Below are 22,241 nucleotides of genomic sequence, written 5' to 3'. Positions count from 1 at the left end.
ATGACGCACACATAATTATGCTGGCGGCTCACCTGCAAACATGACTCTGTGGTAATTTGTGTGTCCTTAAAGAAATACACAGAAATGGCAGACGCTGCACGATGTTCTTGCGACAATTTGTAAATAGTAATAACGCCGCCGTGGTGGAGATGAGCAGGGCTGATTTTCTCAAGGCCAACCTGCGCCTGATCCTGGCCTGGCCCTTGCTGTGCCTGGTCCTGTGCGCGGTGCTGTGGACGGCCACCATGCTGCAACTGGAGGCGGAAAAGAAGGTGGCGCAGCAGCAGGCGCTCGACAGCGTGTCTTCGCTGTCGAAAGCGTATGGCCAGTATCTGCTGCGCACCCTGGAGCAGATGGACCAACTGACCTTGCAGCTCAAGTATGAGTGGGAAAATTCGCACGGCCGCTTGCGCCTCGATCAGTTGAAGACGCAGGGCATGTATGCCTTGCCGCAATTTGCCATCGTCGCCATCCTCGACCGCAAGGGCCACCCCGTGACGGCCACGGCGCCGTTGCAGCGCCTGCGGGTCAACGAGCGCAGCGATTTCCTGTTGCGCCACTGGCGCAGCAATTCCAGCGCGCTGCGCATCGCGCTGGGGCGAGCCAATGCAGACAGCAAGTCTGCGGTGCCCGGCGCCGACGAAAGCCTCGTGCATTTCACGCGCCGGCTGGAAGACGAGGATGGCAATTTCGACGGCGTGCTGCTCATTTCCATCCATTCCAGCTATTTTTCCGAATTCTACAACAGCGTCAATTTCGGCAAGCTCGGCATGTCGGCCATGGTGGGCGAGGAGGGCGAGCTGTTCAGCACGCGACTCGGCTCGCGCGTCTTGCCCGTACAGAGCAGCGAGGGCACGCCGTTTCTTGACACCAGCTTCCTGGAAACGGACAGCGGCGCCCTGCATTCGGGTGGCAGGATCGCTTTTTCCGACAAGCAAAGCCGCTATGTGGGCTGGCAGGCGCTGAAAGCCTATCCGTTTACGGCCGTGGTCGGGCTGTCGGATGGCGAAATGCTGCATCCCTACGAGGAAACGCGCACCATTTATATCGGCATCGCCTTTGCCGTCACCGTGCTCCTGCTGGCCTTTGCCGCCGTCGCCACCGTGCTGTCGCTGCGCCTGGCCTGGCGCCACCACCTGTCCGAAGGCGTGCGCAATGCCTACCGCATGGCGACCGAAGGCACGAGCGACGGTTTTTATATCATTGCCGCCCTGCGCGGCACGGACGGCAGCATCCTCGACTTCGAGATCGTCGACTGCAACGAGCCGGGCGCCGGCTACTTCGGCGTGCGCCGCGAACAGTTGCTGGGCATGCGGCTGCAGTCGCGCGCCCATGAGCCGTATTTCCGCGACCTGATCCATCATTACCGGGCCGCCATGGAGTCGGGTTTTTCCGAGGAAGAGATCGAGTTGCCGGACGGCAACCCCTTCAAGCTGCGCTGGATACGCCGGCGCCTGGTGCGCAGCGGCGACCGCCTGGCCGTTACCCTGCAAGACATCAGCGCGGCCAAGGAGCACGAGCGCGACTTGCGCCGCCTGGCCAACGAGGACGGCTTGACGGGCTTGCCCAATCGCTACTGGTTGCAGCAATTCCTGCCCGACGCCCTGGGGCGCGCCGCCATCGCGCGGCAGATGCTGGCGCTGCTGTTCATCGATCTCGACGGTTTCAAGGATATCAATGACACGCAGGGCCACGCCGAAGGCGACAAGGTGTTGCGCGCCGCCTCGCTGCGCTTGAAGGCCGTGCTGCGGCCTGGCGACCATGTGGTGCGCCTGGGCGGCGACGAATTCGTCGTCGTGCTCAACCCGGTGGAGGACGATAGCCGCGCCGAACAGGTGGCGCAGCGTATCGCCATCGCCTTCGACGAACCGTTTTACCTGGGCAGCGAACGCCACAAGATGGGCGCCTCGATCGGCATCAGTCTGTATCCGCGCGATGGCGCCGAGACGGACGTACTGCTGAAGAACGCCGATATCGCCATGTATGCCGTGAAAGTGGCAGGCAAGGGCCACCACCGCTTCTTCCAGCCCGAATTGTTCGAAACCATCCGTAACCGCCGCGAACTGGAGCAAAGCCTGGTGGCGGCGCTGGAACAGGACCAGTTTCTCGTCGTCTACCAGCCGAGGGTCGACGCCATGAGCGGGCAGCTGTGCAGCATGGAGGCGCTGGTGCGCTGGCAGCATCCGCAGCATGGCATGGTGCCGCCGCTGGAATTCATTCCCGTCGCCGAAAGCAGCGGCCTGATTTCGCAGCTGGGCGAAGTCGTCATCGAGAAGGTGTGCCTGCAGATGGCGCGCTGGCAAGCCAGCGGGCTGGAACTGGTGCCCGTGTCCATCAACGTCTCGGCGCGCCAGTTCGGCCGCGGCGACGTGCACCAGGTGCTGGCGTCGGCGCTGGCGCGCCATCGCATCGATGCGCGCCTGATCGAGGTGGAAATCACGGAATCGGCCATGATGGATGAACAGAACCGCGCCGTGGAGCAGCTGTCTGCCATCCGCGCGCTGGGCGTGCGCCTGCTGGTCGACGATTTTGGCACGGGATATTCTTCGCTGTCGCAACTGCAGAAGTTCGCCATGGATGGCTTGAAGATCGACCGCGCCTTCACCATGGAGCTGGGCCGCTCGGAGCAGGGCGAAGTATTCGTGCGCGCCATCCTGTCGATGGCCCATGCGCTGGGCATGAGCGTGGTGGCCGAAGGCGTGGAAACGCGCGAGCAGCTCGATATCCTGCGGACCCTGCAATGCAACGAAGTGCAAGGCTATTTCATCTCGCGCCCCGTGCCGGCCGAACAGATGCTGGCGCTGATGCATCAGCGCTTTCTGATACCACTTCCAGCCCCCGTGCTGTCTGCCTGAAGCCCCACGATTGGCGGGGAAAACAACGCTGTCTCATAAAAAGAGCGAACGTTCGCTTTTTTTTAAAAAATATTATATGCTTCGCTCATGCCGTCAGTGAGGGAGTTCACGGCGGCAAGAACAGTGCAGGACGGGTGAGGTTGAGCTACCCGAGACAATGTGACGAAGACACTTCATATAATAAAGAGAGACTAACTTGAAACATAAATATCTGCCCCTTTTGATCGTTGCCGCGTTCGCCGGCATTTCCTCCACCGCACAAGCATCGGGCTACCGTTTCGGCTCGCAAAGCGTTTCCGCCCAGGGCACGGCCGATGCCAGCGGCGCCGAAGCCGGCGATGCGTCGACCATTTTCTACAACCCTGCCGGCATGTCGCGGCTGGAAGGCACGCAGTTCGTCGGCGGCGGTACCCTCGTCGTGCCGCATTCGACGTTCCAGGACAAGGGGTCCTTCAATTTCACGGGCACGCGCACGGGCGGCACGACCAAGGACTACGTGCCGGATGTAGTCTTTGCGCCTGCCGTCTATGCCAGCAAAAAAATCGATGAGCAATGGACCGTCGGCATGGGCCTGTTCGTGCCCTACGGCGCCAAGCTCGACTATGGCGACAGCTGGAGCGGTCGCTATGCGATCACCAACATCAAGCTCGAAGCCATCGCCCTGAATCCTTCCGTGTCGTTCAAGCTGGACCAGCACCACTCGTTCGGCTTCGGTATCACGGCTGAATACATGAAGGCGGAACTGGGCCAGGCGGTGGACGTGCCAGGTACGGTCAAGGCCCTGAGCGCGAATCCGGTCGTCTCGGGGAAGTTCCTGGCGAGTGTTGCTCAGGCGCAAGGTATGGCTGCCGCGAATGCTGCCGGCATTGCACTGGCGGGCGCCAAGGATGGCCACGCCTCGATGGATGGCGACGACTGGGGCTTCGGCTTCAACCTCGGTTACCTGTACCAGATGAACGAAGGCACGCGTTTCGGTATTTCCTACCGTTCGTCGATTTCGCACAAGCTGAAAGGCGACACGATCTGGGACTTCTCGCAAGTGTCGAATAATGCGGCCGTGAATGGCTTCATCAGCGCCGCATCGGGCAAGGTCAATTCCAAGGCACTGGTCGAACTGCGCACGCCGGAAACCGTATCGATCAACGCTTTCCATCAAATGGATGATCGTTGGGCCTTGATGGGCGACGTCACCTGGACCCGCACTTCGCGCTTGCAGAACCTGGACATCCAGTTCCCGCCGACGGCTGAAGGCGCCGAGCGCATTCGCCAGAACTGGAAAGACACTTACCGCGTCTCGCTGGGCACCAACTACAAGTACAGTGAAAACCTGCTGCTGCGCGCCGGTATCGCCCACGACCAGGCGCCAGTGCGTAGCGCCGAACTGCGCCACCCGGCCTTGCCGGATAGCGACCGCATGCAGTACTCGATCGGCGCGAACTGGAAGCTGAACGCCAATTCCTCGATCGACCTGGCCTACAGCTATATCGACTTCAAGGATGCTGACGTCAACTACAAGAATGACTGCTCGCCGGTGATGACTGGCTGCACCGGCAACGGTGAAACCACCAAGGGCCTGTTCAAGACCCGCATGCAGTTGATCGGTCTCGCTTATAACTACAAGTTTTAAGCAGGTAGTGGCGGCCGACCCGGCCGCCATGAAATGAAAAAAGCGCCTTCGGGCACTTTTTTTTGGCATGGCTGTGGTGTTGTCGGCTTACTTACTGACGCACATCGCCTGATCCAGCAGGGTCAAGGCCAGCCGCACTGTGTCGTCCGGCATGTCCAGCAATTGATCCCCCACATACCATTCCACCACGCTGTACCCTGGCAGGGCTGCGTGGCTGGCGCGGCCGAACAGCCAGATGCCGTGGTCTGCGGCCACCTGGTCGCGGATGGCGATGGCGCGCTCGCGCGAGACGGGCAAGTGCAGGTGCAGCATATTGGCCTGCGGCTGGGCGGGGTTGACGGCGATGCTCGGGAAGTCGCGCAGCAGCGCGTACAGCCACTGTGTGCGTGCAAAATACTGCGGCATGGCGGCCAGGCGCGCGTCGAACTGCATGGCGGCGGCCACCACGTAGGGCGTGCGGTGCACGACACTGCCGCCCTGGCGGTGGAACCAGGCGCGCGCCCGTTCGACAAACGGGCGGCTGCCGGCCAGCATGGCGCCACCGAGGCCGCCTATGCCCTTGTACAGCGAGACATACACGGAATCAAAGCCGTCGCAGATGGCGGGCAAGGGCTGGACAAAACCGGCTTGGGCTTCCCACAGGCGCGCGCCATCCATGTGCAGGTGAATGTTGTGCTCGCGGCAGTGCCGCTTGATCTCGCTCAAGTCATCCCACGACGGGCACTGGCCGCCGATTTCGCGCATCGGCAGTTCGACCTGCGCGGCGCCCAGCGCATCGGGCACGGCGCGCAAGTCGTCCACCGTCCAAGGACGGTGCGGGTCGCCGATCATCAAAGCCTTGAAGTGTTCGAGCAATGCATGGTTGCCCCGCTCGTGGCGCAGGATGTGCGACGTCGGGTGCAAGGCCACCAGGGTGGAGTTGCGATCCTGGCACGCCAGGCGCAGGGCGGTTACCTGCGTCATGGTGCCCGTGATGCAGAACACGGCCGCTTCGAAACCGAGCAGGCTGGCGATCTTGTTTTCGAACTGTTCGATCAGCGCGCCTTCGCCATAGGTATCGTGCGCGATGTCGTTGGCTTCGCACCAGGCGGCCATGGCAGCGAAGGTGGCGCTTGGGGAGGGCTGGCGGTGGCCCGGCAGGACGGTATGGCAGCGCTGGCGCAGTTCAAGCTCGTTCACGCTGATTTCCTTAGAGTGTGGCCGTGGCGAGTTTCGCCCCGAAGCCGATGAACATGGCGCCCACGCCGCCGCCCATGCCGGCCGACAGGCGACGGCGGCGGCGGAAGGTGTCGGCCAGGCGGGCACCGACAAAGATGATGGCTGTCAGGTAGGTAAAACTGATCACCTGGCAGATCAGGCCCAGGCCGATGAAGGACAGCACGGGATTCGGGAAGGCCGGGTCGACGAACTGGATGAAAAACGAAATGAAGAACAAAATTGCTTTCGGGTTCATCAGGCTGATGATCAGGGCCTTGCGGAACGGGGCACTTTCCTTGACGGTGGGCGTTACTGCTGCCGCTACGCCGTCTGCCGGCGCAGGTGCGCGCAGCTTGCACCAGCAGCCTATCAGCATTTGCAGGCCGATCCAGCCCAGGTAGGCCGCGCCGATGTATTTCACGACGTAGAACAGGGCCGGGCTGGCCTTCAGCAAGGAGGCCACGCCGCAGGCCGACAGCACCATCAGTATCAGGTCGCCGGCGAAGATGCCGAAGGCGCCCTGGTAGGCTGGCCGCACGCCGCGCTGGGCGGCGACCGACAGCACATACATGGAGTTGGGGCCTGGCAGGATAACGATGAAGATGGTCCCCAGTAAAAAGGTCCAGAAATCGGTGATGCCCAGGTTGGCGTGGAATAAGGCGTTCATGGCGAGTCGCGTTTAGTTGAGTTGTACGTGATGAAATTGCAGGGCTGCCAGGTTGGCGTAGATGCCGCCCAGGGCAACCAGGGACGCATGCGTACCCGTCTCGACGATCTTGCCGTCTTCCATGACGACGATGCGGTCGGCCCTTTGGACGGTCGCCAGGCGGTGCGCGATGATGACGGTGGTGCGGCCGACCATGGCCGCTTCCAGCGCCTTTTGCACCAGGCGTTCCGATTCCGCGTCCAGCGCGCTGGTCGCTTCGTCGAGCAGCAGCAGGGGCGGGTTTTTCAGCAGGGCGCGCGCGATGGCGATGCGCTGGCGCTGCCCGCCGGACAGGCGCACGCCCCGTTCGCCGAGGAAGGATTTATAGCCATTCGGCAGGCGTTCGATGAATTCGTGGGCGGCCGCCATTTTCGCGGCCGCGATGACTTCTGCGTCGCTGGCGCCGGCGCGGCCGTAGCGAATGTTTTCCATGGCGTCGGCCGAGAAGATCACCGTATCTTGCGGCACGATGCCGATGGCGTCGCGCAGGGTATGCAGGTCGAGTTGCTTGATGTCGACGCCGTCGAGGCGGATGCTGCCGCTTTGCGGGTCATAAAAACGCAGGAACAGCTGGAACAGAGTGGTCTTGCCGGCGCCGGAAGGGCCGACGACGGCTACCGTCTCGCCGGCGCCGATGTCGAGGCTGACGTGGTCCAGCGCGTGGGTGTCCGGACGCGACGGATATGAGAACATGACATTGTCCAGGGACAGCGCGGCGCCAGTCGCAGCGCGCGCGGGCAGCGGCAGCGGCGTGACCGGGGATTCGATCTCCGATTTGACGGCCATCAGTTCCAGCAGGCGCTCGGTGGCGCCGGCGGCGCGCTGTGCTTCGCCCATGACTTCAGACAAAGCGCCGATGGCGCCGGCCACGATGGAGGCGTACAGGATGAACTGGCCCAGGTCGCCGCCCGTCATCGAGCCTTCCAGCACGGCGCGCGCGCCCAGCCACAGCACGAAGACGATGGTGCCGAAGACCAGCAGGATGGCGATCATGGTGAGCAGGGCGCGGGCGCGGATGCGCCGCATGGCTGTCATGAAGGCGCCTTCGACGGAGTCGCCGAAGCGCTTCGATTCGATTTTCTCGTGCGTAAAAGCCTGCACGGTGGGCATGGCGTTGAGGATTTCGCCGGCCATGGCCGAAGCGTCGGCAATGCGGTCTTGCGAATCGCGCGACAGCTTGCGCACGCGGCGGCCAAACACGATGATGGGCACGACCACGAGGATCAAGAGGCCGATGATGATGCCGGCCAGCTTGGCGCTGGTGACGAACAGCATCACCAGGCCGCCCAGGAACAGCAGCACATTGCGCAGCGCCATCGAGATGCTGGTGCCGACGACGGCCTGGATCAGGGTCGTGTCGGTGGTAATGCGCGACAGGACTTCGCCCGTCTGCGTAGTTTCAAAGAAGGCGGGGCTTTGCGTGACCACGTGGCGGTACACGGCGCTGCGGATGTCGGCCGTGACGCGTTCGCCCAGCCACGACACCGTATAAAAACGCGCCGCAGTCGCCAGCGCCAGGATGGACGCCACGCCGAACAGGGCGAGGAAGACCAGGTCCACGTGCTCGATACTGCTTGAGCCGGCCGCGCCGCCGAAACCGAGGTCGATCATCTGTTTGAAGGCGGCGGGGATGGCCAGGGTGGAGGCGGCGGCTACCACCAGCGCGATACCGGCCAGGAAGAACTGCTTGCGGTACGGCGTCAGGAAAGGCATCAAGCCCCTGAAGGCGGCCAGGCTGCCTTTTTTCAGTTCGCGGCTGGTGCCGGTATCGGGAGTGGTGGTTGCTGTACTGGTGCTGCTTGTTTCTGTGCTGGTTGTCATTGTTTTTCGCTTTGATTTACCTATTCGATACTGCTTATAACTTCATCGGCTGCACGTAGCCCGTCATTTCCAGGTAGGCGCGGCCCACCGGCTGACCGTCGCGCTCCACCGTCACGGCGCCTTCCCAGTACACGGCGCCCGTCGAGCGGCGCGAATCGAGTTCCTGGTCGGCCTGCAAGGGCTTGATCTGCCAGCGCGTGGCGCCCGTACGGATTTCGGTGGCGACCGGGTATTGAGCCTGCGTGCGGGGCGAGCGCCACAGCTGCGTGGGCGTGAAATCGACGTCGCCGGGTGCGAACTGCGTCATTTTGCCGGACGCATCGCGCCATGTCGCGTGCGCCCATAGTTTAGCACCTGTCTTGCTGCGGATCTGGAAGGCCATCAGGGCGCCGCCATCATCGAGGTTGGCGCCTATCCAGTTCCAGCCGCTGGCGTCCGCATCGAGCACCTGGCTGGACCACTCATGATCGAGCCAGGTGGCGCCTGTCACGGCTTGCGCCTTGCCGCCCGCGCGCGCGATCGTGCCCGTGGTACGCAGCTGCGGCTCGCTGTAGTAGTAACTCGCTTGCGCAGGCCGCGCGCCCTTGCGCGAGTAGCCGCCTTCGCCCTGCAGCAGCACAGCCTGCGTGGGCGTCAGGGTCAGCTGCAAGCTGAAGTCGCGCGCGGCCAGGCTGACCTTGTAGCTGCCGTCGGCTTGCCGCTGCATGCGCCAGTCGTCGAGTTTCACGTCCGTGTCGCCCACCTTGGCATAGGCCAGGCCGAAACCCTCGCGCGCGCTTTTCTCGTCGTGCAGCAGCTTGCCCACCTTCGGGTCGGACAGGGCCGCATGGCCGATGATCAGCTGCTTGGGCGCAAAGGCGCTGGGATTATCCGCATCGGTCGCCGTGGCGCTGCGAAAGAAAGTCACCTGGTAGCCCAGTTGTTCTCCGCCGGCGGTTTTGACCCAGCCCGTGGCGTACCACCATTCCGTTTTATACGCGGGATGGGCGCCGAAGTCGTGCGGCAGACGCAGGGTCTGGCCGGCCGGCAGCGGCGTGACGGGGGCGAAGGCGGGCGGCGCGGCGACGGCGGCAGCACAGCAGAACAACAGCAAACAAGTCAAGCGGCGCATTACCAGTCCTCCCTGACGGCGCGGATGGGGCCAGCGGACAGGGCCTGGCGGCCCGCGATCAGGGCCGTGGCGGCCGCAGCCAGCAGCAGGGCCAGTGCCACGCTGGCGATCAAGGGCCAGGGCAAGTGCAGTTGCATGGTCCAGTGGAACGATTGCGGGTTGACGATGTAGACCAGCACAAAACTGATCAACAGGCCCAAAACAAAACCGGTGGCGATACCCAGCGCCGTCAGCGCGCCGCCTTCCAGCGCCAGGATGGACAATATCTGCCCGCGCGTCACGCCCACATGGCGCAGCATGCCGAATTCGCGCGCGCGCGCCAGGGTCTGGGCGGAAAACGTGGCGGCCACGCCGAACAGGCCGATGACGATGGCGATGGCTTCCAATAAATACGTGACGGCGAAGCTGCGGTCGAAGATTTGCAGGCTCAGGGCGCGGATGGCGGACGGATTCGATACTTCCAGGCTGGCGCCGAACGGCAGCCCTTTCAGGCGCTGCTGCAGCTCGTCGCCCGTGGCGCCTTTGGCCAGCCACAGGGCTGCGTCGCTGACATCGAGGTCGCCCGTCAGCGCGCGGTAGTCGTCCAGCGGCATCTGGATGGCGCCGGAAGAGCGCGCATAGTCGCGCCAGATGCCGGCAATGTAGAACTGGTGCAGGCCGCCGGCCAGCGGCAGGGCTATCTGCTGGCCAGGTTTGAAGTTGTACAGGTCGGCCGCCGCTTCGGACAGCCACACGGGTTTCGCGCCAGTTGGCACGGGCAGGGTGTCACCCACCAGCACCATGCTTTTTCCCGGATCGGCGAGGTTGATGGGGCGCGCCAGCAGCACCACGTTCGGGCGGTCCGGCGCCAGCGACAGCGTGCGCAGGCGCTGGAAATCGACCCTGGCCACTTCGGGCAGGGCGGTGATGCTGGCCTGTTCGCGCGGGTTCAGGCCTGCCGTGCCGCCGCTGGCGGCCGTGCGTGCATACACGTCGGCCGGCAAAATCTGCAGCAGCCAGTCGTCGACGGAGACGCGGAAACTCGATACCATGATGGCCATCGCCACCATCAGACTAAAGCTCGACAGCACGCCACCGAGCGCGATACCGGCCTGGCCCGAGGCGTTCGCCAGGCGTGCCAGGGTCAGGCTGCGCACGGGCGCGTGCGCGCAGGTGTCTGTGCGCAGCCAGGCGCGCTGCAGGAAACGGAAGACCACGGCCGCCAGCTGCGGCATCAGGGCGATGGCGCCGATCAGCAGCAGTGCGATGGACAGGTAGCCGAACAGCGGCAGCTCGAACACGGGCGGCAGCAAGGTCAGGGCGCCGGCCAGCAGCAAACAAGCCAGCGCGGGCCAGGTTTTCGCCAGGCGGGTCGTCACGACTTCCTCGCTGCCTGACTTCAGGGCGATGGCGGGGGCGGCGCGCGCCGCTTCCAGCGCGGGCGCCGCGCAGCCCAGCAAGGCCACGCCGAGGCCCAGGGCGAAGTACACGAAGGCGGCGACGGGCGTGAACTGCACCTGCGGCTGCACGCCCGCGAAATAGCCGGCGCCCAGGTCGCCGCCAAAGAAGCGCAGGGCGACGGCGGCCAGGCCAAAGCCGCCGGCGATGCCCAGGCCAGCGCCGACGATGCCGAGGCTGGCGCCCTCCAACAGTACATGGCGCAGCAGTGCGCCGCGCTCCATGCCCAGCACGCGCAGCAGCGCGAACTGGCTGCGGCGGCGGATGACGGACAGGGCCTGCGTGGAAAACACCAAGAAGGCGCCCGTAAACAGCGCCACGAGGGCAAGCACGGTCAGGTTGACCCGGTAGGCGCGGCTGAGGTTATTGTTGCGGCTATTCTGGTTTTCGTCATTCGGCTGGCCCACCTGGAAGCGTCCCGGGTATTGGGCTTCCAGTGTGCGCGCGAGATCGGCCTGGAAGGCGTCGCGGCTGATGCCCTGGCGCAGTTTCAAGTCGATGCGCGACAGCTTGCCCAGCTTGTTGAAGCGCCATTGCGCCGCGCCGATATCCATCACCGCGATGCGCTGGCCGGCGCGCGCGCGCTGCAGCGAGCCGGCCACGCGCAGGGAGACGCTGCCCGTGCCCGATTGCAGGGCAATCCTGTCGCCCTGCGCCACGTTCAGCCAGCGCAGGGCGGCCGGCGATAAAAACAGGGCGTCGTCGGCCAGGGTGTCGAAGGGCTGGCCTTCGGCCGGCGCGCCTATCAGGTCGGGCGAGATGAAGCCGGCGCGGAAGACGTCGAGCGCCAGGATGTGCAGCGGGCCGCCGTCTTTCTTGCTGGCCACGCCGGCTTGCAGTTCCAGCACGGGCGAGGCCACGGCCACGCCTTCGCGCTGCGCCAGCCACGGATAGATGGCTTCATCGAACAGCGCTTCGCGTCCGGCCACTTGCACGTCGGCCTGGCCGGACAGGCTTTTCACGGCCGTCGAAAATTCATTGAAGGCGGCCGCGTTGATCAGGTGGATGGCGAAGCCCAGCGACACGCCGATGGCGATGGCCAGGATGGCGACCAGGGCGCGCACGGGATGCGCGCGCCATTCGCCCAGCAGCAGCCAGCGCGACAGCAGGCCTTGCGACGTCCGCTCTGCCTTTTGCAGGCTCAATTCAGACATTCGACGGCCAGCCGTTCGCCGGCACGCCGCGCTTTCAGTTGCGCCGCGTCGCGACTCTTGTCGCCTGCGCCGACGGCGTCCTGCGCCGCCCATTTTTGCGCCAGGCGCAGTTGGGCGCAGTGCTTGTGGCGCGCTTCGAGCTGTTTGGCGGCCCGTTCACGCGCCTGGTCTTCCCGCTTTTCACGCTTCTTGCGCGCCGCTTCCATCTGGCTGGCGACGCGTTCCTGACGCGTGGCCGCGCCCTTGTCGACGGCAGGGGGCGGCGAGGGAACTTCCAGGATCTGCAACTGGCCGCCCGTGCAGGGCGTGGCGCTATAGCTGGTCTGGCCGTCCTGCACGCATTTGTAGACGTCCTGCGCGCCGGCATGGGCGGCCAGGCACGCGCAGATGGCAAACAGGAAGAATGGTGTTCTCACAGGATTTTCCCAGGATTCATGATGTTTTGCGGGTCCAGCGCCTGCTTGACGGCGCGCATCAGTTGCAGTTCCAGCGGCGACTTGTAGTGCGCCAGGTCGTCTTTTTTGAGGGCGCCGATGCCGTGTTCGGCCGAGATGGAACCACCGTAGGCGTGCACCTGGTCATGCACGATGCGGTTGACGGCATCCTGCCTGTAGAGGAAATCCTGGTCCGTCATGCCGGGTGGCGGCGCCACGTTGTAATGCAGGTTGCCGTCGCCCAGATGGCCGAAGCAGACCAGCTGGCAGCCTGGAAAGGCTGTTTCCAGGGCCACGTCCGTGACGGCGATGAAATCGGCGATGCAGGAAATGGGTAGCGAGATATCGTGCTTGATGTTCTTGCCCGCCTGTGCCTGCGCCAGCGGAATGTGTTCGCGCAGCTGCCACAGGCCTTCGGACTGCGCCACGGAACTGGCGACGACGGCGTCCTCGATCAATGCGTCTTCCAGGGCCGCGCCGATGCTCGCTTCCAGCAATTCCACGGCGTGCGCCTCAGACTGGCTGCTGGACAGCTCAAGCAGTACGTACTGCCCATGCGCGTCGGCGAAAGGGCGCGGCAATTGCGGGAATTGCTGCGCCACCAGTTGCAAGCAATACTGCGACATCAGTTCAAAACCCGTCAGGCTGGCGCCGCAATGATCTTGCATCAAACTCAGCAGGCGCAGCGCGTGGGCGGGCGAGGGCATGGCGGCCAGCGCCGTGATGCAGGCCTTCGGTTGCGGATACAGTTTCATCACCGCGCCGGTGATCACGCCCAGCGTACCCTCGGCGCCGATGTACAGGTCGCGCAGGTCGTAGCCCGTATTATCTTTGCGCAAGCCGCGCAAGCCGCTCCAGATTTCGCCCTGCGGCGTGACCACTTCCAGGCCCAGGCACAGCTCGCGCGTGTTGCCGTAGCGCAGCACGGCCGTGCCGCCCGCATTCGTCGCCAGGTTGCCGCCGATGGTGCAACTGCCTTCGGCCGCCAGTGAGAGTGGAAACAAACAGCCGGCGGCGCTTGCCGCTTCCTGGATAGTTTGCAGGATGCAGCCCGCGTCCACCGTGATGGTGCGGTTGACGGGATCGAGTGCGCGAATGCTGTTCAGGCGCGCCAGCGACAGCACGATGGCCGTGCCGGCAGCGTCCGGGATGCTGCCCAGTACCAGCCCCGTATTGCCCCCTTGCGGCACGACGGGGATCTGCCATTGCGCGCAAGCGCGCAGGATGGCTGCCACTTGCTCCACGCTGGCGGGGCGCAGCACGGCCAGGGCCTTGCCCGTAAACCGGTCGCGCCAGTCGGTGAGGAAGGGCGCCGTGTCGGCGTGGTCCGTCAGTACATACGCTGCGCCCAGCAGCGCGCGGCAGGCAGCGAGGAAATCGGCGTGGTCAGTCATTTCTTGAGGCTCACTTTATTCATTTTTTCCAGCAGTTCCCTGGCCATGCGCTTGGCTGCCTTTTTATACGGGCGCAGATACAGCACGGCGCAGGCAAAATAGATGCAGACGATGGCCGCCTCGCCCCAGGCCATCAGGGCCGAGGTGCTGTTCGTGTCGCTGTAGCCGCGCACCACGCCTTCCGTGAAGTACAGCAGGATGACCATCGACGACCATTGCAGGGTGTAGACGTCGCGCTTGATGACGCCATACAGGGGAATGAGCAGGGGCGCGGCTTTCAGCACGACCCAGGAGCCGCCGGGCTGCAGCGGCGCGACGACGGTTTCCCATAGCAGGCACCAGATGATCAGGGTAATGAGACTGGCGATGGCGCCCCAGTGAAAATACTTATGCAGTGTGCCGTGCATCATGCGCCTGCCAGCTTCGCGGCGTTTTCTGCCAGGCGCCGGCCCAGGGCGATGGCCAGGCGCTTTTCATCGTCGCTCAATGCCTTGTCGCCGTCTATGCCCGACCAGTGCGTGGCGCCATACGGCGAGCCGCCCGTGGACGTCGTCATCAGCTCAGGATGCGTGTATGGCAGGCCCATGACCAGCATGCCGTGGTGGAAGAGGGGGATCATCATCGACAGCAGCGTCGATTCCTGGCCGCCGTGCAGGCTGCCCGTGGACGTGAACACGCAGGCGGGCTTGCCGGACAGGCTGCCGGACAGCCAGTCGCTGGCCGTGCCATCCCAGAAGTACTTCATGGCGGCGGCCATGTTGCCGAAACGCGTGGGTGACCCCAGGGCCAGGCCCGCACAGTCCTGCAAGTCTTCCAGTTCCACGTAGGGTGCGCCGTCAAGCGGCACCTCGGGCGCCGTCGCTTCCGTAACCGTCGAGACGGCGGGCACGGTGCGCAAGCGCGCATCGCAGCCAGGCACGCTTTCCACTCCCTGGGCTATCAGCTCGGCCAACTGGCGCGTGGCGCCATGGCGTGAATAAAACAAGACGAGAATAATCAGATTGGTTGGCTTCATCATTGGTATTATAGGGCGCTTTACAGCCTGATACGACTGCTGTCATGGCGCCGTTCTGATTTTGCACATGTTTTCAAAATATATACTCCCTCTCTTTCAATACCTGTGGCGCGCCCTGAGCATGGGGCTGGCAGTCGTGCGCGGCCTGACGTGGTCCGAAACGCGCGACCTGCTGCAGTTCGCGCGCCGCCGCGTGCGCGAGGAAAGCCTGCCGCAGGTGGCCGGCAGCCTGACGTTTGCCACCGTGTTCGCGCTGGTGCCGCTGCTCACCCTGGCCCTGGCCATCTTCACCACATTCCCGCTGTTTAATACCTTCCGCCACGCGCTGGAAGATTATTTCGTGCAAAGCGTGATGCCCAAGGGGATTTCGAACACCATCCTCGGCTATCTGACCACGTTCGCCTCGAAAGCCACGCGCTTGTCGGCCATCGGCGCGGGCGCCCTGATCGTCACTTCGGTGGGCATGATGGGCTTGATCGAACGTGTGTTCAACCGCATCTGGCGCGTGCGCCAGGAGCGCCGCTGGAGCAAACGCCTGCTCGTCTACTGGGCCATCGTCACACTGGGGCCACTGCTGGTGGGCGTATCGCTGACGGTGACCTCGCGCCTCTTCATGGCCACCAGCGGTGTGGTGGGCGCCGTGCCTTTCCTCGGCGCCGTGTTTTATACGCTGGTGTCGATCGGCCTGACCATGCTGGCATTTACGCTGCTGTACATTGCCGTGCCGAACCGCGACGTGGACTGGCGCGACGCTGCCTGGGGCGGCTTGCTGGCCGCGCTGGCGTTCGAGGTCGCCAAGCGGGGCTTCGGTGAATTCATCCAGGAATTCCCTACCTATTCGCGTATCTATGGCGCGCTGGCCGCCTTGCCGCTGTTCCTCGTCTGGATTTACCTGAGCTGGATGATCACCCTGGTCGGGGCCTTGCTGGTGGCCGCCTTGCCCGTCGTGAAATACGAGCGCTGGTGGTACGAGGCGGTACCGGGAAGCGAATTCGTCGACGCTGTCGCCATCTTGAAGGTGCTGCACCAGGCTTGCCACTGCGCCGATTCGGCCCTGGTGGGTGCGGCCGAGATCCGCCGCAGCACGCGTCTGGGTTTCGAAGAGATGGAAACCCTGCTCGACAAGATGGTGCAGCAGGGTTGGGTGGGAAGAGTGAACGTGGATGGCGCCGTGCGGGTACAGTGGGGCAAGCGCGTGGCCGACAGTTCCGACCACTGGGTCTTGCTGGGTAATGTCAACCGCATCAGCCTGGCCGATGTCTACCGGCTGTTCGTCTTCGGCGGCATGCGCGTCAATTCCGGCTACCCGGCCGGTTCCACCAATGAGCGCGACATCGAGGCGGCCGAAGAAGCGGCAGCGCTGGCCGCGCAAGTGGAAAGCGCCGTAGAGCAGGGACTGGGCCTGACCCTGGCGCAGCATTTCGGGGAAGTGCGCTGCGTCTGAGGGATGATCAGGTGTTCAGCTTGTCGTACAGCAGCGCATCGAGCGCGCCCGTCAGCGTATTGCCCGCTTCGTCGAGCAGCGTGTAATCCTGCTGGCTGTCGCCGAGCGAGGCGCTGCCTTCGATGCTGCACACCAGCTGGTACGTGGCGTCATCGATCGCCAGCTTGATCAAGGCCAGGACTTGCTCGCGCTGGCCATCGGCCAGTGCCAGCCCGTCGAGCAGGGCGCCAAGCCGGGTCTGTCCCCGGCTCCCCTGCGCATACAAGGCCAGCAGCGAGGTATTGGAAGCGACGACATCATCGATAAAATTTTTCGCGTGCATGGCTACCTTGTCTTGAACTGGCGCGGCCGCATCGCCCGCAGCCGGGTGGGAAAAATCACAGCAGCACGGGCCGTAAGGCCGCCTGTAGCGCCGCTGCCTTGAACGCCGCTGCATCCTGCGCGCGCACCACGCCCAGGAAATACGTGTCTTCGCCGTCGTTCATGTTCACCAGGCGCAGCTGGTGCGGCGCCAGGTGGGCGGCGATGGCGGCCAGGCCTTCGGCCATCGCGTCGCCATCTTCCCGTGTGGTCCAGCGGAAGTCCTGCAGCGCGGGCAGCCCGATATGCTGGACGATGCGCGCCACTTCATCGACGGCTTTCCAGTCCAGGGTGGCGCCGTGGCCCAGCACATCGGCGGCGGTGGACCAGAGCAGGAAGAAGCACGCCGCTGCGGGCGTGTCGCCTTCGTATTCTACTTCCGGGTCGTCCTCCGCCAGTTCTTCCAGCGTGATGTCGACGCAGCGCGCGGCCAGCGCTGCATCGCCTTGCAAGAGCAGGGCGGCCATGGCGCGCAACTGTTCGCGGTCAGCCTTTGCCAGGATTTGCGCCGGCGTAAAGCTGCGCCGTTTGACGGCTTTCTTCTTGCCCAGTCCCATGGCCTCGCTCAATTGGGCCGTGATGGCCGCCTTGAAGTTTTCCACGGTGTCGAACTGCTCCAGCAACTGGCCCGTGAAATCCATGCTCCAGGCCATGCCATCCTTGACCACATATAAAAAGTCGCTTTGCACGGCCACGCCGCGCAAATGGTGGGCGGGCGGATACAGGGGCGCAAACGCCTGTTTTCCATCGAGCGTCAGCATGCAGGCCAGCCCCTGCGCGTCGATGGCAAAGATCAGGTTCTTGCGCACTTTGGGCGGCGACGAGGTGGTGGCGCTATCGATGGCTTCGTACTGGCACGGCGCCAGCAGCTCGCCCTGGCTATTGACCAGGCCAAACAGGAAGCGCCCGGCGATGCGCTGGCTGACGACGGCGATTTTTTTCTTCGTGCCGAATTCCTGCACCGAGCTGTAGGCGGGCGGCACCACGACCTTGCCTGACTTGTCGATCACGCCGCAGACATTGCGTTCATCGCCATCGCCGATCTGGCGCTCGATGTCGATATAGCCATCTTCGCGCTCGCACATGTTGTCGACCCTGTCGATGAGCAGCGCGCCGTCGGGCAGGCGCAGCAAGCGGCTGGCGCCGTCCGCATCGATCTGCTGCAATAGATGTGGGCTGATCACATACAGGGCGCCGGGTGCAGGGGGCAGCACCACCGTACCGTTGAGGTCAAGCACGCCGTGCGCAGCGGGGGCGTCCGCCGTGGCAAAGGTGATCCAGCCATCGTCCGCGTAGTAAACGCCCAGGTCGACATAGCGCTGCGACAGCGGCACGATCCAGCGGCCATAGGGCGTGACCAGGCCGGTGACGGCCGGTTCACCGCCTGCGCTCACTTCATGGCACAGCACGTCTTCCTCCCATCCCACCACTTCCAGGCCTTGCAGGAAAGGCAGTTCGTCCGCGCCGAGTTCCTCGACATCGGTCAGCTGCGCAACGGCCGTGGCGGACCAGTAGCCTGTGGCGGGCGCCGCAGAGCCGGCGGCCAGCAGGGGCGCCAGGGATGCTCTGTCGCCGCGCAGCAGGGCAGCGTGCAAGGCTTGCGCTTCGGCGCGCACGGCATCGAGCGCGGCCGCGTATTGCGGCGTGTCGATATCGTGCGCGATCAGCTGCACGCAATCGAGGATCAACCACGCCTGGCTGCCTGCCAGCAAGGAACTGATGGCGCTGCGCGCGACGATGGCGGCCGCGTCGCGCGGCGGCTCCATCAGCGCAGACAAGGCTTGCCAGCTGGCCTGCGCCTGGACCATCGGCGCGGCCAGCACGCAGGGGCAGTCTGCGCCATCGCCGTAGATGGGCCAGGCGACGGCTTGCGTGCCGGCGCCGATGAGCAGCTTGAACAGCAGGGGCGTGTCCAGCCGCCATTCGGCCAGGCCGGTGATGGCGTCGGTGTCGAAGCCGGCCTGGCCGGGCAGGGAGGCGGTGCTGAACAGGGCTGCGGTATTGATCATGGATATTTATGTAAAGGTGAACGGGGTATTCAGGGCGATGGCGGCATGAGCCAGTGGGCCAGCGCGCTGCGCTCCAGGCCCAAGTGCCTGGCCACGGCGGCCGCCTCGAAGGCCCACAAGCCGTAGTAGCCGGCCAGTCCGTGCGCGCGCAAATGGCCGTTGAACCAGTCCTCGCGCACCAGCGAGCCATGCCAGCTGGTCAGGTATTGCCGCAGATGTTCCATCTGCTGCGCGGGATCGTCCGCATCCAGGCATTCGAACAGGGCGCTATAGGGCTCGGCGAAATACCATTCGTCGACGGCGGGACGCTGCGGATCGATGCTCGACAGCAGCGCCTCATACACGCCATCTTCGCCATCGAAGGCTGTCTGCAGGGCGGCCAGGCGGGCGGCCAGGTCGTGGCGACCGAACAGCAGGGCGGCGCCTAGCAACTGCAAGGTGCGCGCGTAATCCGTCAATTGTTCGAAATCAAAGGCGGGCAAGGCATCGTCATCGTAGGCGGCGGCCAGGGCCGCGCGCGCCGTTTCACAGGCGCAAATCGCCGCTTCCAGCGCCGTTTCGACGTCAAGCAAGGGCAAGCCTGCCGTGTAGCGCAGTGAGAACAGCTGATAGGCCGTGCTGGCGGCTGCGCACGCCCAGTAGGCCTCATCGCCACCATCGACTTGCGCCTGCGCCTGCGCGCATCCGTAGGCGGCCAGCAGGGCGTCAAGATAGGCCAGGTTGCGCGCAAAATCGAACGGCGCGGGCGGTATCTGGCGCGGTGTATGCGGCCAGGGCGGGGACGAAGCCGGGCAGGTGGCGGCGCATTCGCGCTGGATGGCCCAGTCGGCGAAGACTTGCTGCAAATACTCCGCCGTCTCGTCGTCGTGGGCGATGGCGCCCGCGCCCACCAGGGTCGTGCCCAGCAGGGTGTAGCCGGGAAAACGACTGCTCTCGTAGGCGATGGTGGTCACGCTCTGGATGGCCTTGCCGTCGCTCAGGTCGCGCACGCGGAAGTACACGTCGTCCCAGCCGGCCAGTGGCGGCGCTGGCGTTTCATTTGGCAGGGTGCTCCAGCTGCCGTCCGCCTGCTCTTCATAGGCATCGAGCAGCTCGTCGATGCCACCGGGGCGGTCGATGCGGTTGTTGGCGTCGTATTGCAGTCCCAGTTCGGCCGCGAACGCTGCCGCGTGGTGGCCCTCGAAGACCAGGTACTGGGCGTTCATGGTGCCGGCCACCAGATCGGACGCCTGTCCCGCCACCTGCAGCGCTTGCGGCAGCCGGAACCAGTGGTAGCTGGGTATGCCGGCCATGGGGCCTTTTTCGTCCGCCTGGGGATTGGTGCAGCGCAGCTGCTCCAGCCAGTTGTAGCGTTCGTGCCGCTCTGCTTGCGTGCCGCTGCCGCGGCCAGTCAATTCATCGTGCAGGGTATTCAAAAACATCATGTAGCTATCCTAAAAAAGCCCGTGTGGCCGGCGTTCATGCCGCTGGCGCAAACGCCAACAACGCATCGAGCACGGCGTCGGGCTGCTCGGCCATCAATTCGTGCCCGCTGTCGACCTGCACCACCGTGCCATGCGCTATGGCCGCGGTCAGCAGCCGGGTCGATTTGGGCGGGGTCATCATGTCGCGCGCGCCGAAAATGAATAAAGTGGGGCAGTGTACCGAAGCGGCAGCGATTTCGCCGTTCGCGTAGGCATTGCAGGCAAAAAAATCCGTATAAAACACGTGCTCGGGGTTGAGGGCGGCGATGCGCTGTTTCAGGCGCCGCGCGCCACCCATGGCATAGAAGCCCGGGCCGGGAAACGAGGGCTTTTGCGCGATCGACGAGTGCGACCAGATATTGACCATGTCGATGGCCGCCGGTTCGTCCTGGAGCGCCGTTTCCAGCAGGGCGGGCGAGACTTTCATCGGGTAGGTGGAGCCCAGCATGGCCAGGTGGCTGACGCGGCCGGGTGCCAGGAATGCCGCTTCCAGCGCGATCAGGGAACCCATGCTGTGGCCGATGAGCATGGCCTTGTCTGCGCCAGCCGCGTCCAGTATGGCCAGTATCCAGCGCGCCAGTGCTGCGACATTATCCTTTGCTGCACCCAGGCTGCGCCCGTGGCCCGGTAGGTCCACGGCCAGCACGTTCCAGCCGTGGTGGGCGAAATAGCGCGTCTGCAGGGCCCACACGGAATGGTCGTTCTGCGCGCCGTGGATGAAAACGGCCGTCGGCTGATGTGGGTTAAAAGTCTTACTGCCCGTGTAGCAGTAGGCCGTGGCGTTCTCGATGGTGAACAGCATATCAGGCGCCTTTCTGCGACAGTTTCAGGCTGCGGGCCAGGTCTTCGATCAGGTCGTCCGCATCTTCGAGGCCCACCGACAAGCGCATGGTGCCCTGCGTGATGCCCGCCTGCGCCAGCTGGTCGTCTGGCACGCGAAAATGCGTGGTGGAGGCGGGGTGGATGACGAGCGACTTGGCGTCGCCCACATTGGCCAGGTGCGAGAATATCTTCAGGCTGTCGACAAAGCGCTGGCCCGCCGCGCGGTCGCCGCGCAGGCGGAAGGTGAAGACGCCGCCCGCGCCTTTCGGCAGCAGGGTTTTCGCCAGTGTGTAGTCGGGATGTGACGGCAGTTCGGGGTAGGACACGGATTCGACTGCCGGATTGGCCAGCAGGAAGTCGATGATTTTGCGCGTGTTGGCCACGTGGCGGTCCATGCGCAAGCCCAGGGTTTCGATGCCTTGCAGGATGGCGAAGGCGTTGTGCGGGCTCATGACGGCGCCGAAATCGCGCAAGCCTTCGCGTCGCGCGCGCAGGGCGAACGGCGCCACCGTCGATTCCTCGGCGAAGACCATGCCGTGAAAGCCCTCATACGGTTCGCACAGTTCGGCGAAACGGCCCGTCTTGTCGTACGCCGTTTGCCAGTCGAAGGTGCCGCCATCGACCAGCAAGCCGCCGATGGCCGTGCCGTGCCCGCAGAGGAATTTGGTGGCCGAGTGGAACACCAGGTCGGCGCCATGCTCGAAGGGACGCAGCAAATAGGGCGTGGTGAACGTTGAATCGAGCATCAGCGGCAGTTGCTGTTCGTGCGCCAGGGCGGCAATCGTCGGGATGTCCAGCACGTCGAGGCCGGGATTGCCCAGGGTTTCGCCGAATAGCACCTTGGTATTCGGGCGGATGGCGGCGCGCCAGGCATCCGCATCGCGCGGGTCGACGAAGGTGGTGTCGATGCCGTAGCGTTTCAAGGTATAGGCCAGCAGATTGTGCGAGCCGCCGTACAGGGCGCGCGAGGCAACGATGTGCGATCCGGCGCCGGCGATGGTGGTCAGGCCCAGGTGCATGGCGGCCTGGCCGCTGGCCGTGGCGATGCCGGCCACGCCCCCTTCTAGGGCGGCGATGCGCTCTTCCAGCACGGCGTTGGTCGGGTTCGATATGCGCGAGTAGACGTGGCCGGCCCGCTCCATATTGAATAGCGAGGCAGCATGTTCCGAACTCTTGAAGGCAAACGAGGACGTGAAATGAATGGGCGTGGCGCGCGCGCCCGTGGCAGGGTCGGGCGCGGCGCCCGCATGCAGGGATAAAGTATCGAAACCGGGGTATTTCGGGCCGCTCATGGTGTCTCCGCCAAGTTTTATAGTGGCAAGATCGTAACCTGATTTACAGCTGAGCAAAAGGGCTACTGTGCAGGGCGCATGGCGCCGTGCTGGCGGGCCG

17 protein-coding genes are annotated in these 22,241 nt (G+C 64.4%); 3 read left to right on the top strand and 14 right to left on the bottom strand.

Translation table 11 applies throughout. The annotated features are described in order from the left end of the window. Positions 1-101: 101 nt before the first annotated feature. Complete coding sequence (locus K0F85_RS10210; protein ID WP_219115921.1) at positions 102-2,855, top strand: EAL domain-containing protein; 2,754 nt, start codon at positions 102-104, stop codon at positions 2,853-2,855. A 196-nt stretch (positions 2,856-3,051) separates the two neighbouring features. After that, on the top strand, positions 3,052-4,482 hold the full coding sequence (locus tag K0F85_RS10205) for an OmpP1/FadL family transporter (protein ID WP_219115920.1): 1,431 nt from the start codon (positions 3,052-3,054) through the stop codon (positions 4,480-4,482). A gap of 87 nt (positions 4,483-4,569) precedes the next feature. Here the strand turns inward: K0F85_RS10205 and K0F85_RS10200 are convergent, their stop codons facing one another. Genes K0F85_RS10200 through wrbA form a run of 9 tightly spaced genes read right to left on the bottom strand, consistent with a single transcriptional unit; the run spans position 4,570 to position 14,751 of the window. Beyond that, positions 4,570-5,661, bottom strand: a complete 1,092-nt coding sequence (locus tag K0F85_RS10200; protein WP_219115919.1) for a low specificity L-threonine aldolase — start codon at positions 5,659-5,661, stop codon at positions 4,570-4,572. Between the two features lie 10 nt (positions 5,662-5,671). After that, entirely contained in the window at positions 5,672-6,346 is a 675-nt protein-coding gene (leuE, locus tag K0F85_RS10195; protein WP_219115918.1) for a leucine efflux protein LeuE, read from the bottom strand. Positions 6,347-6,358: 12 nt separating this feature from the next. Then, the gene (locus K0F85_RS10190; protein WP_219115917.1) at positions 6,359-8,206 is read right to left on the bottom strand and encodes an ABC transporter transmembrane domain-containing protein; all 1,848 of its coding nucleotides are present in this window, start codon (positions 8,204-8,206) and stop codon (positions 6,359-6,361) included. Positions 8,207-8,240: 34 nt separating this feature from the next. Continuing rightward, the gene (locus tag K0F85_RS10185) at positions 8,241-9,317 is read right to left on the bottom strand and encodes a carotenoid 1,2-hydratase (RefSeq protein ID WP_219115916.1); all 1,077 of its coding nucleotides are present in this window, start codon (positions 9,315-9,317) and stop codon (positions 8,241-8,243) included. Beyond that, the gene (locus K0F85_RS10180; RefSeq protein WP_219115915.1) at positions 9,317-11,908 is read right to left on the bottom strand and encodes an FtsX-like permease family protein; all 2,592 of its coding nucleotides are present in this window, start codon (positions 11,906-11,908) and stop codon (positions 9,317-9,319) included. The genes K0F85_RS10185 and K0F85_RS10180 overlap by 1 nt, the downstream gene beginning before the upstream one ends. Continuing rightward, positions 11,896-12,324 (bottom strand): DUF4124 domain-containing protein, encoded by a 429-nt coding sequence (locus tag K0F85_RS10175; RefSeq protein ID WP_219115914.1) that lies wholly within the window; start codon positions 12,322-12,324, stop codon positions 11,896-11,898. The genes K0F85_RS10180 and K0F85_RS10175 overlap by 13 nt, the downstream gene beginning before the upstream one ends. Next, positions 12,321-13,736 (bottom strand): FAD-binding oxidoreductase, encoded by a 1,416-nt coding sequence (locus K0F85_RS10170; protein WP_219115913.1) that lies wholly within the window; start codon positions 13,734-13,736, stop codon positions 12,321-12,323. The genes K0F85_RS10175 and K0F85_RS10170 overlap by 4 nt, the downstream gene beginning before the upstream one ends. Further along, on the bottom strand, positions 13,733-14,146 hold the full coding sequence (locus tag K0F85_RS10165; RefSeq protein ID WP_374198667.1) for a DUF2069 domain-containing protein: 414 nt from the start codon (positions 14,144-14,146) through the stop codon (positions 13,733-13,735). Before K0F85_RS10165 ends, K0F85_RS10170 begins: the two co-directional genes overlap by 4 nt. Then, positions 14,143-14,751 carry an NAD(P)H:quinone oxidoreductase gene (wrbA, locus tag K0F85_RS10160; RefSeq protein WP_219116059.1) on the bottom strand — a complete coding sequence of 203 codons (609 nt, stop codon included), beginning with the start codon at positions 14,749-14,751 and terminating at the stop codon, positions 14,143-14,145. The genes K0F85_RS10165 and wrbA overlap by 4 nt, the downstream gene beginning before the upstream one ends. A 67-nt stretch (positions 14,752-14,818) precedes the next feature. Here wrbA and K0F85_RS10155 point away from each other — a divergent pair, with 67 nt between their 5' ends. Beyond that, the gene (locus K0F85_RS10155) at positions 14,819-16,195 is read left to right on the top strand and encodes a YihY family inner membrane protein (RefSeq protein ID WP_257572664.1); all 1,377 of its coding nucleotides are present in this window, start codon (positions 14,819-14,821) and stop codon (positions 16,193-16,195) included. 7 nt (positions 16,196-16,202) lie between these two features. Here the strand turns inward: K0F85_RS10155 and K0F85_RS10150 are convergent, their stop codons facing one another. From K0F85_RS10150 to K0F85_RS10130, 5 genes are read right to left on the bottom strand one after another with little or no spacing between them, the layout of a single operon-like run. After that, entirely contained in the window at positions 16,203-16,517 is a 315-nt protein-coding gene (locus K0F85_RS10150) for a hypothetical protein (protein WP_219115912.1), read from the bottom strand. Positions 16,518-16,572: 55 nt separating this feature from the next. After that, positions 16,573-18,564, bottom strand: coding sequence for a WG repeat-containing protein (locus tag K0F85_RS10145; RefSeq protein WP_219115911.1), 1,992 nt, complete (start codon positions 18,562-18,564; stop codon positions 16,573-16,575). 29 nt (positions 18,565-18,593) lie between these two features. Further along, entirely contained in the window at positions 18,594-19,988 is a 1,395-nt protein-coding gene (locus K0F85_RS10140) for a PoNe immunity protein domain-containing protein (protein WP_219115910.1), read from the bottom strand. Positions 19,989-20,022: 34 nt separating this feature from the next. Continuing rightward, positions 20,023-20,829, bottom strand: coding sequence for an alpha/beta fold hydrolase (locus tag K0F85_RS10135; RefSeq protein ID WP_219115909.1), 807 nt, complete (start codon positions 20,827-20,829; stop codon positions 20,023-20,025). 1 nt (position 20,830) lies between these two features. Beyond that, entirely contained in the window at positions 20,831-22,141 is a 1,311-nt protein-coding gene (locus K0F85_RS10130; RefSeq protein ID WP_219115908.1) for an O-acetylhomoserine aminocarboxypropyltransferase, read from the bottom strand. Positions 22,142-22,241 lie beyond the last annotated feature (100 nt).

This window comes from Janthinobacterium sp. UMAB-56 (assembly GCF_900095265.1).
Taxonomy (GTDB): Bacteria; Pseudomonadota; Gammaproteobacteria; order Burkholderiales; family Burkholderiaceae_D; genus Janthinobacterium.
This window is presented reverse-complemented; position numbering and strand designations above follow the sequence as displayed.

What these genes read in the sequence shown, in the direction of transcription:
- K0F85_RS10210 (WP_219115921.1), top strand. Translation starts at nt 102, where the DNA reads ATGTTCTTGCGACAATTTGTAAATAGTAATAACGCCGCCGTGGTGGAG.
- leuE (WP_219115918.1), bottom strand. Translation starts at nt 6,346, where the DNA reads ATGAACGCCTTATTCCACGCCAACCTGGGCATCACCGATTTCTGGACC.
- K0F85_RS10190 (WP_219115917.1), bottom strand. Translation starts at nt 8,206, where the DNA reads ATGACAACCAGCACAGAAACAAGCAGCACCAGTACAGCAACCACCACT.
- K0F85_RS10185 (WP_219115916.1), bottom strand. Translation starts at nt 9,317, where the DNA reads ATGCGCCGCTTGACTTGTTTGCTGTTGTTCTGCTGTGCTGCCGCCGTC.
- K0F85_RS10180 (WP_219115915.1), bottom strand. Translation starts at nt 11,908, where the DNA reads ATGTCTGAATTGAGCCTGCAAAAGGCAGAGCGGACGTCGCAAGGCCTG.
- K0F85_RS10170 (WP_219115913.1), bottom strand. Translation starts at nt 13,736, where the DNA reads ATGACTGACCACGCCGATTTCCTCGCTGCCTGCCGCGCGCTGCTGGGC.
- K0F85_RS10165 (WP_374198667.1), bottom strand. Translation starts at nt 14,146, where the DNA reads ATGATGCACGGCACACTGCATAAGTATTTTCACTGGGGCGCCATCGCC.
- wrbA (WP_219116059.1), bottom strand. Translation starts at nt 14,751, where the DNA reads ATGAAGCCAACCAATCTGATTATTCTCGTCTTGTTTTATTCACGCCAT.
- K0F85_RS10155 (WP_257572664.1), top strand. Translation starts at nt 14,819, where the DNA reads ATGTTTTCAAAATATATACTCCCTCTCTTTCAATACCTGTGGCGCGCC.
- K0F85_RS10150 (WP_219115912.1), bottom strand. Translation starts at nt 16,517, where the DNA reads ATGCACGCGAAAAATTTTATCGATGATGTCGTCGCTTCCAATACCTCG.
- K0F85_RS10145 (WP_219115911.1), bottom strand. Translation starts at nt 18,564, where the DNA reads ATGATCAATACCGCAGCCCTGTTCAGCACCGCCTCCCTGCCCGGCCAG.
- K0F85_RS10140 (WP_219115910.1), bottom strand. Translation starts at nt 19,988, where the DNA reads ATGATGTTTTTGAATACCCTGCACGATGAATTGACTGGCCGCGGCAGC.
- K0F85_RS10135 (WP_219115909.1), bottom strand. Translation starts at nt 20,829, where the DNA reads ATGCTGTTCACCATCGAGAACGCCACGGCCTACTGCTACACGGGCAGT.
- K0F85_RS10130 (WP_219115908.1), bottom strand. Translation starts at nt 22,141, where the DNA reads ATGAGCGGCCCGAAATACCCCGGTTTCGATACTTTATCCCTGCATGCG.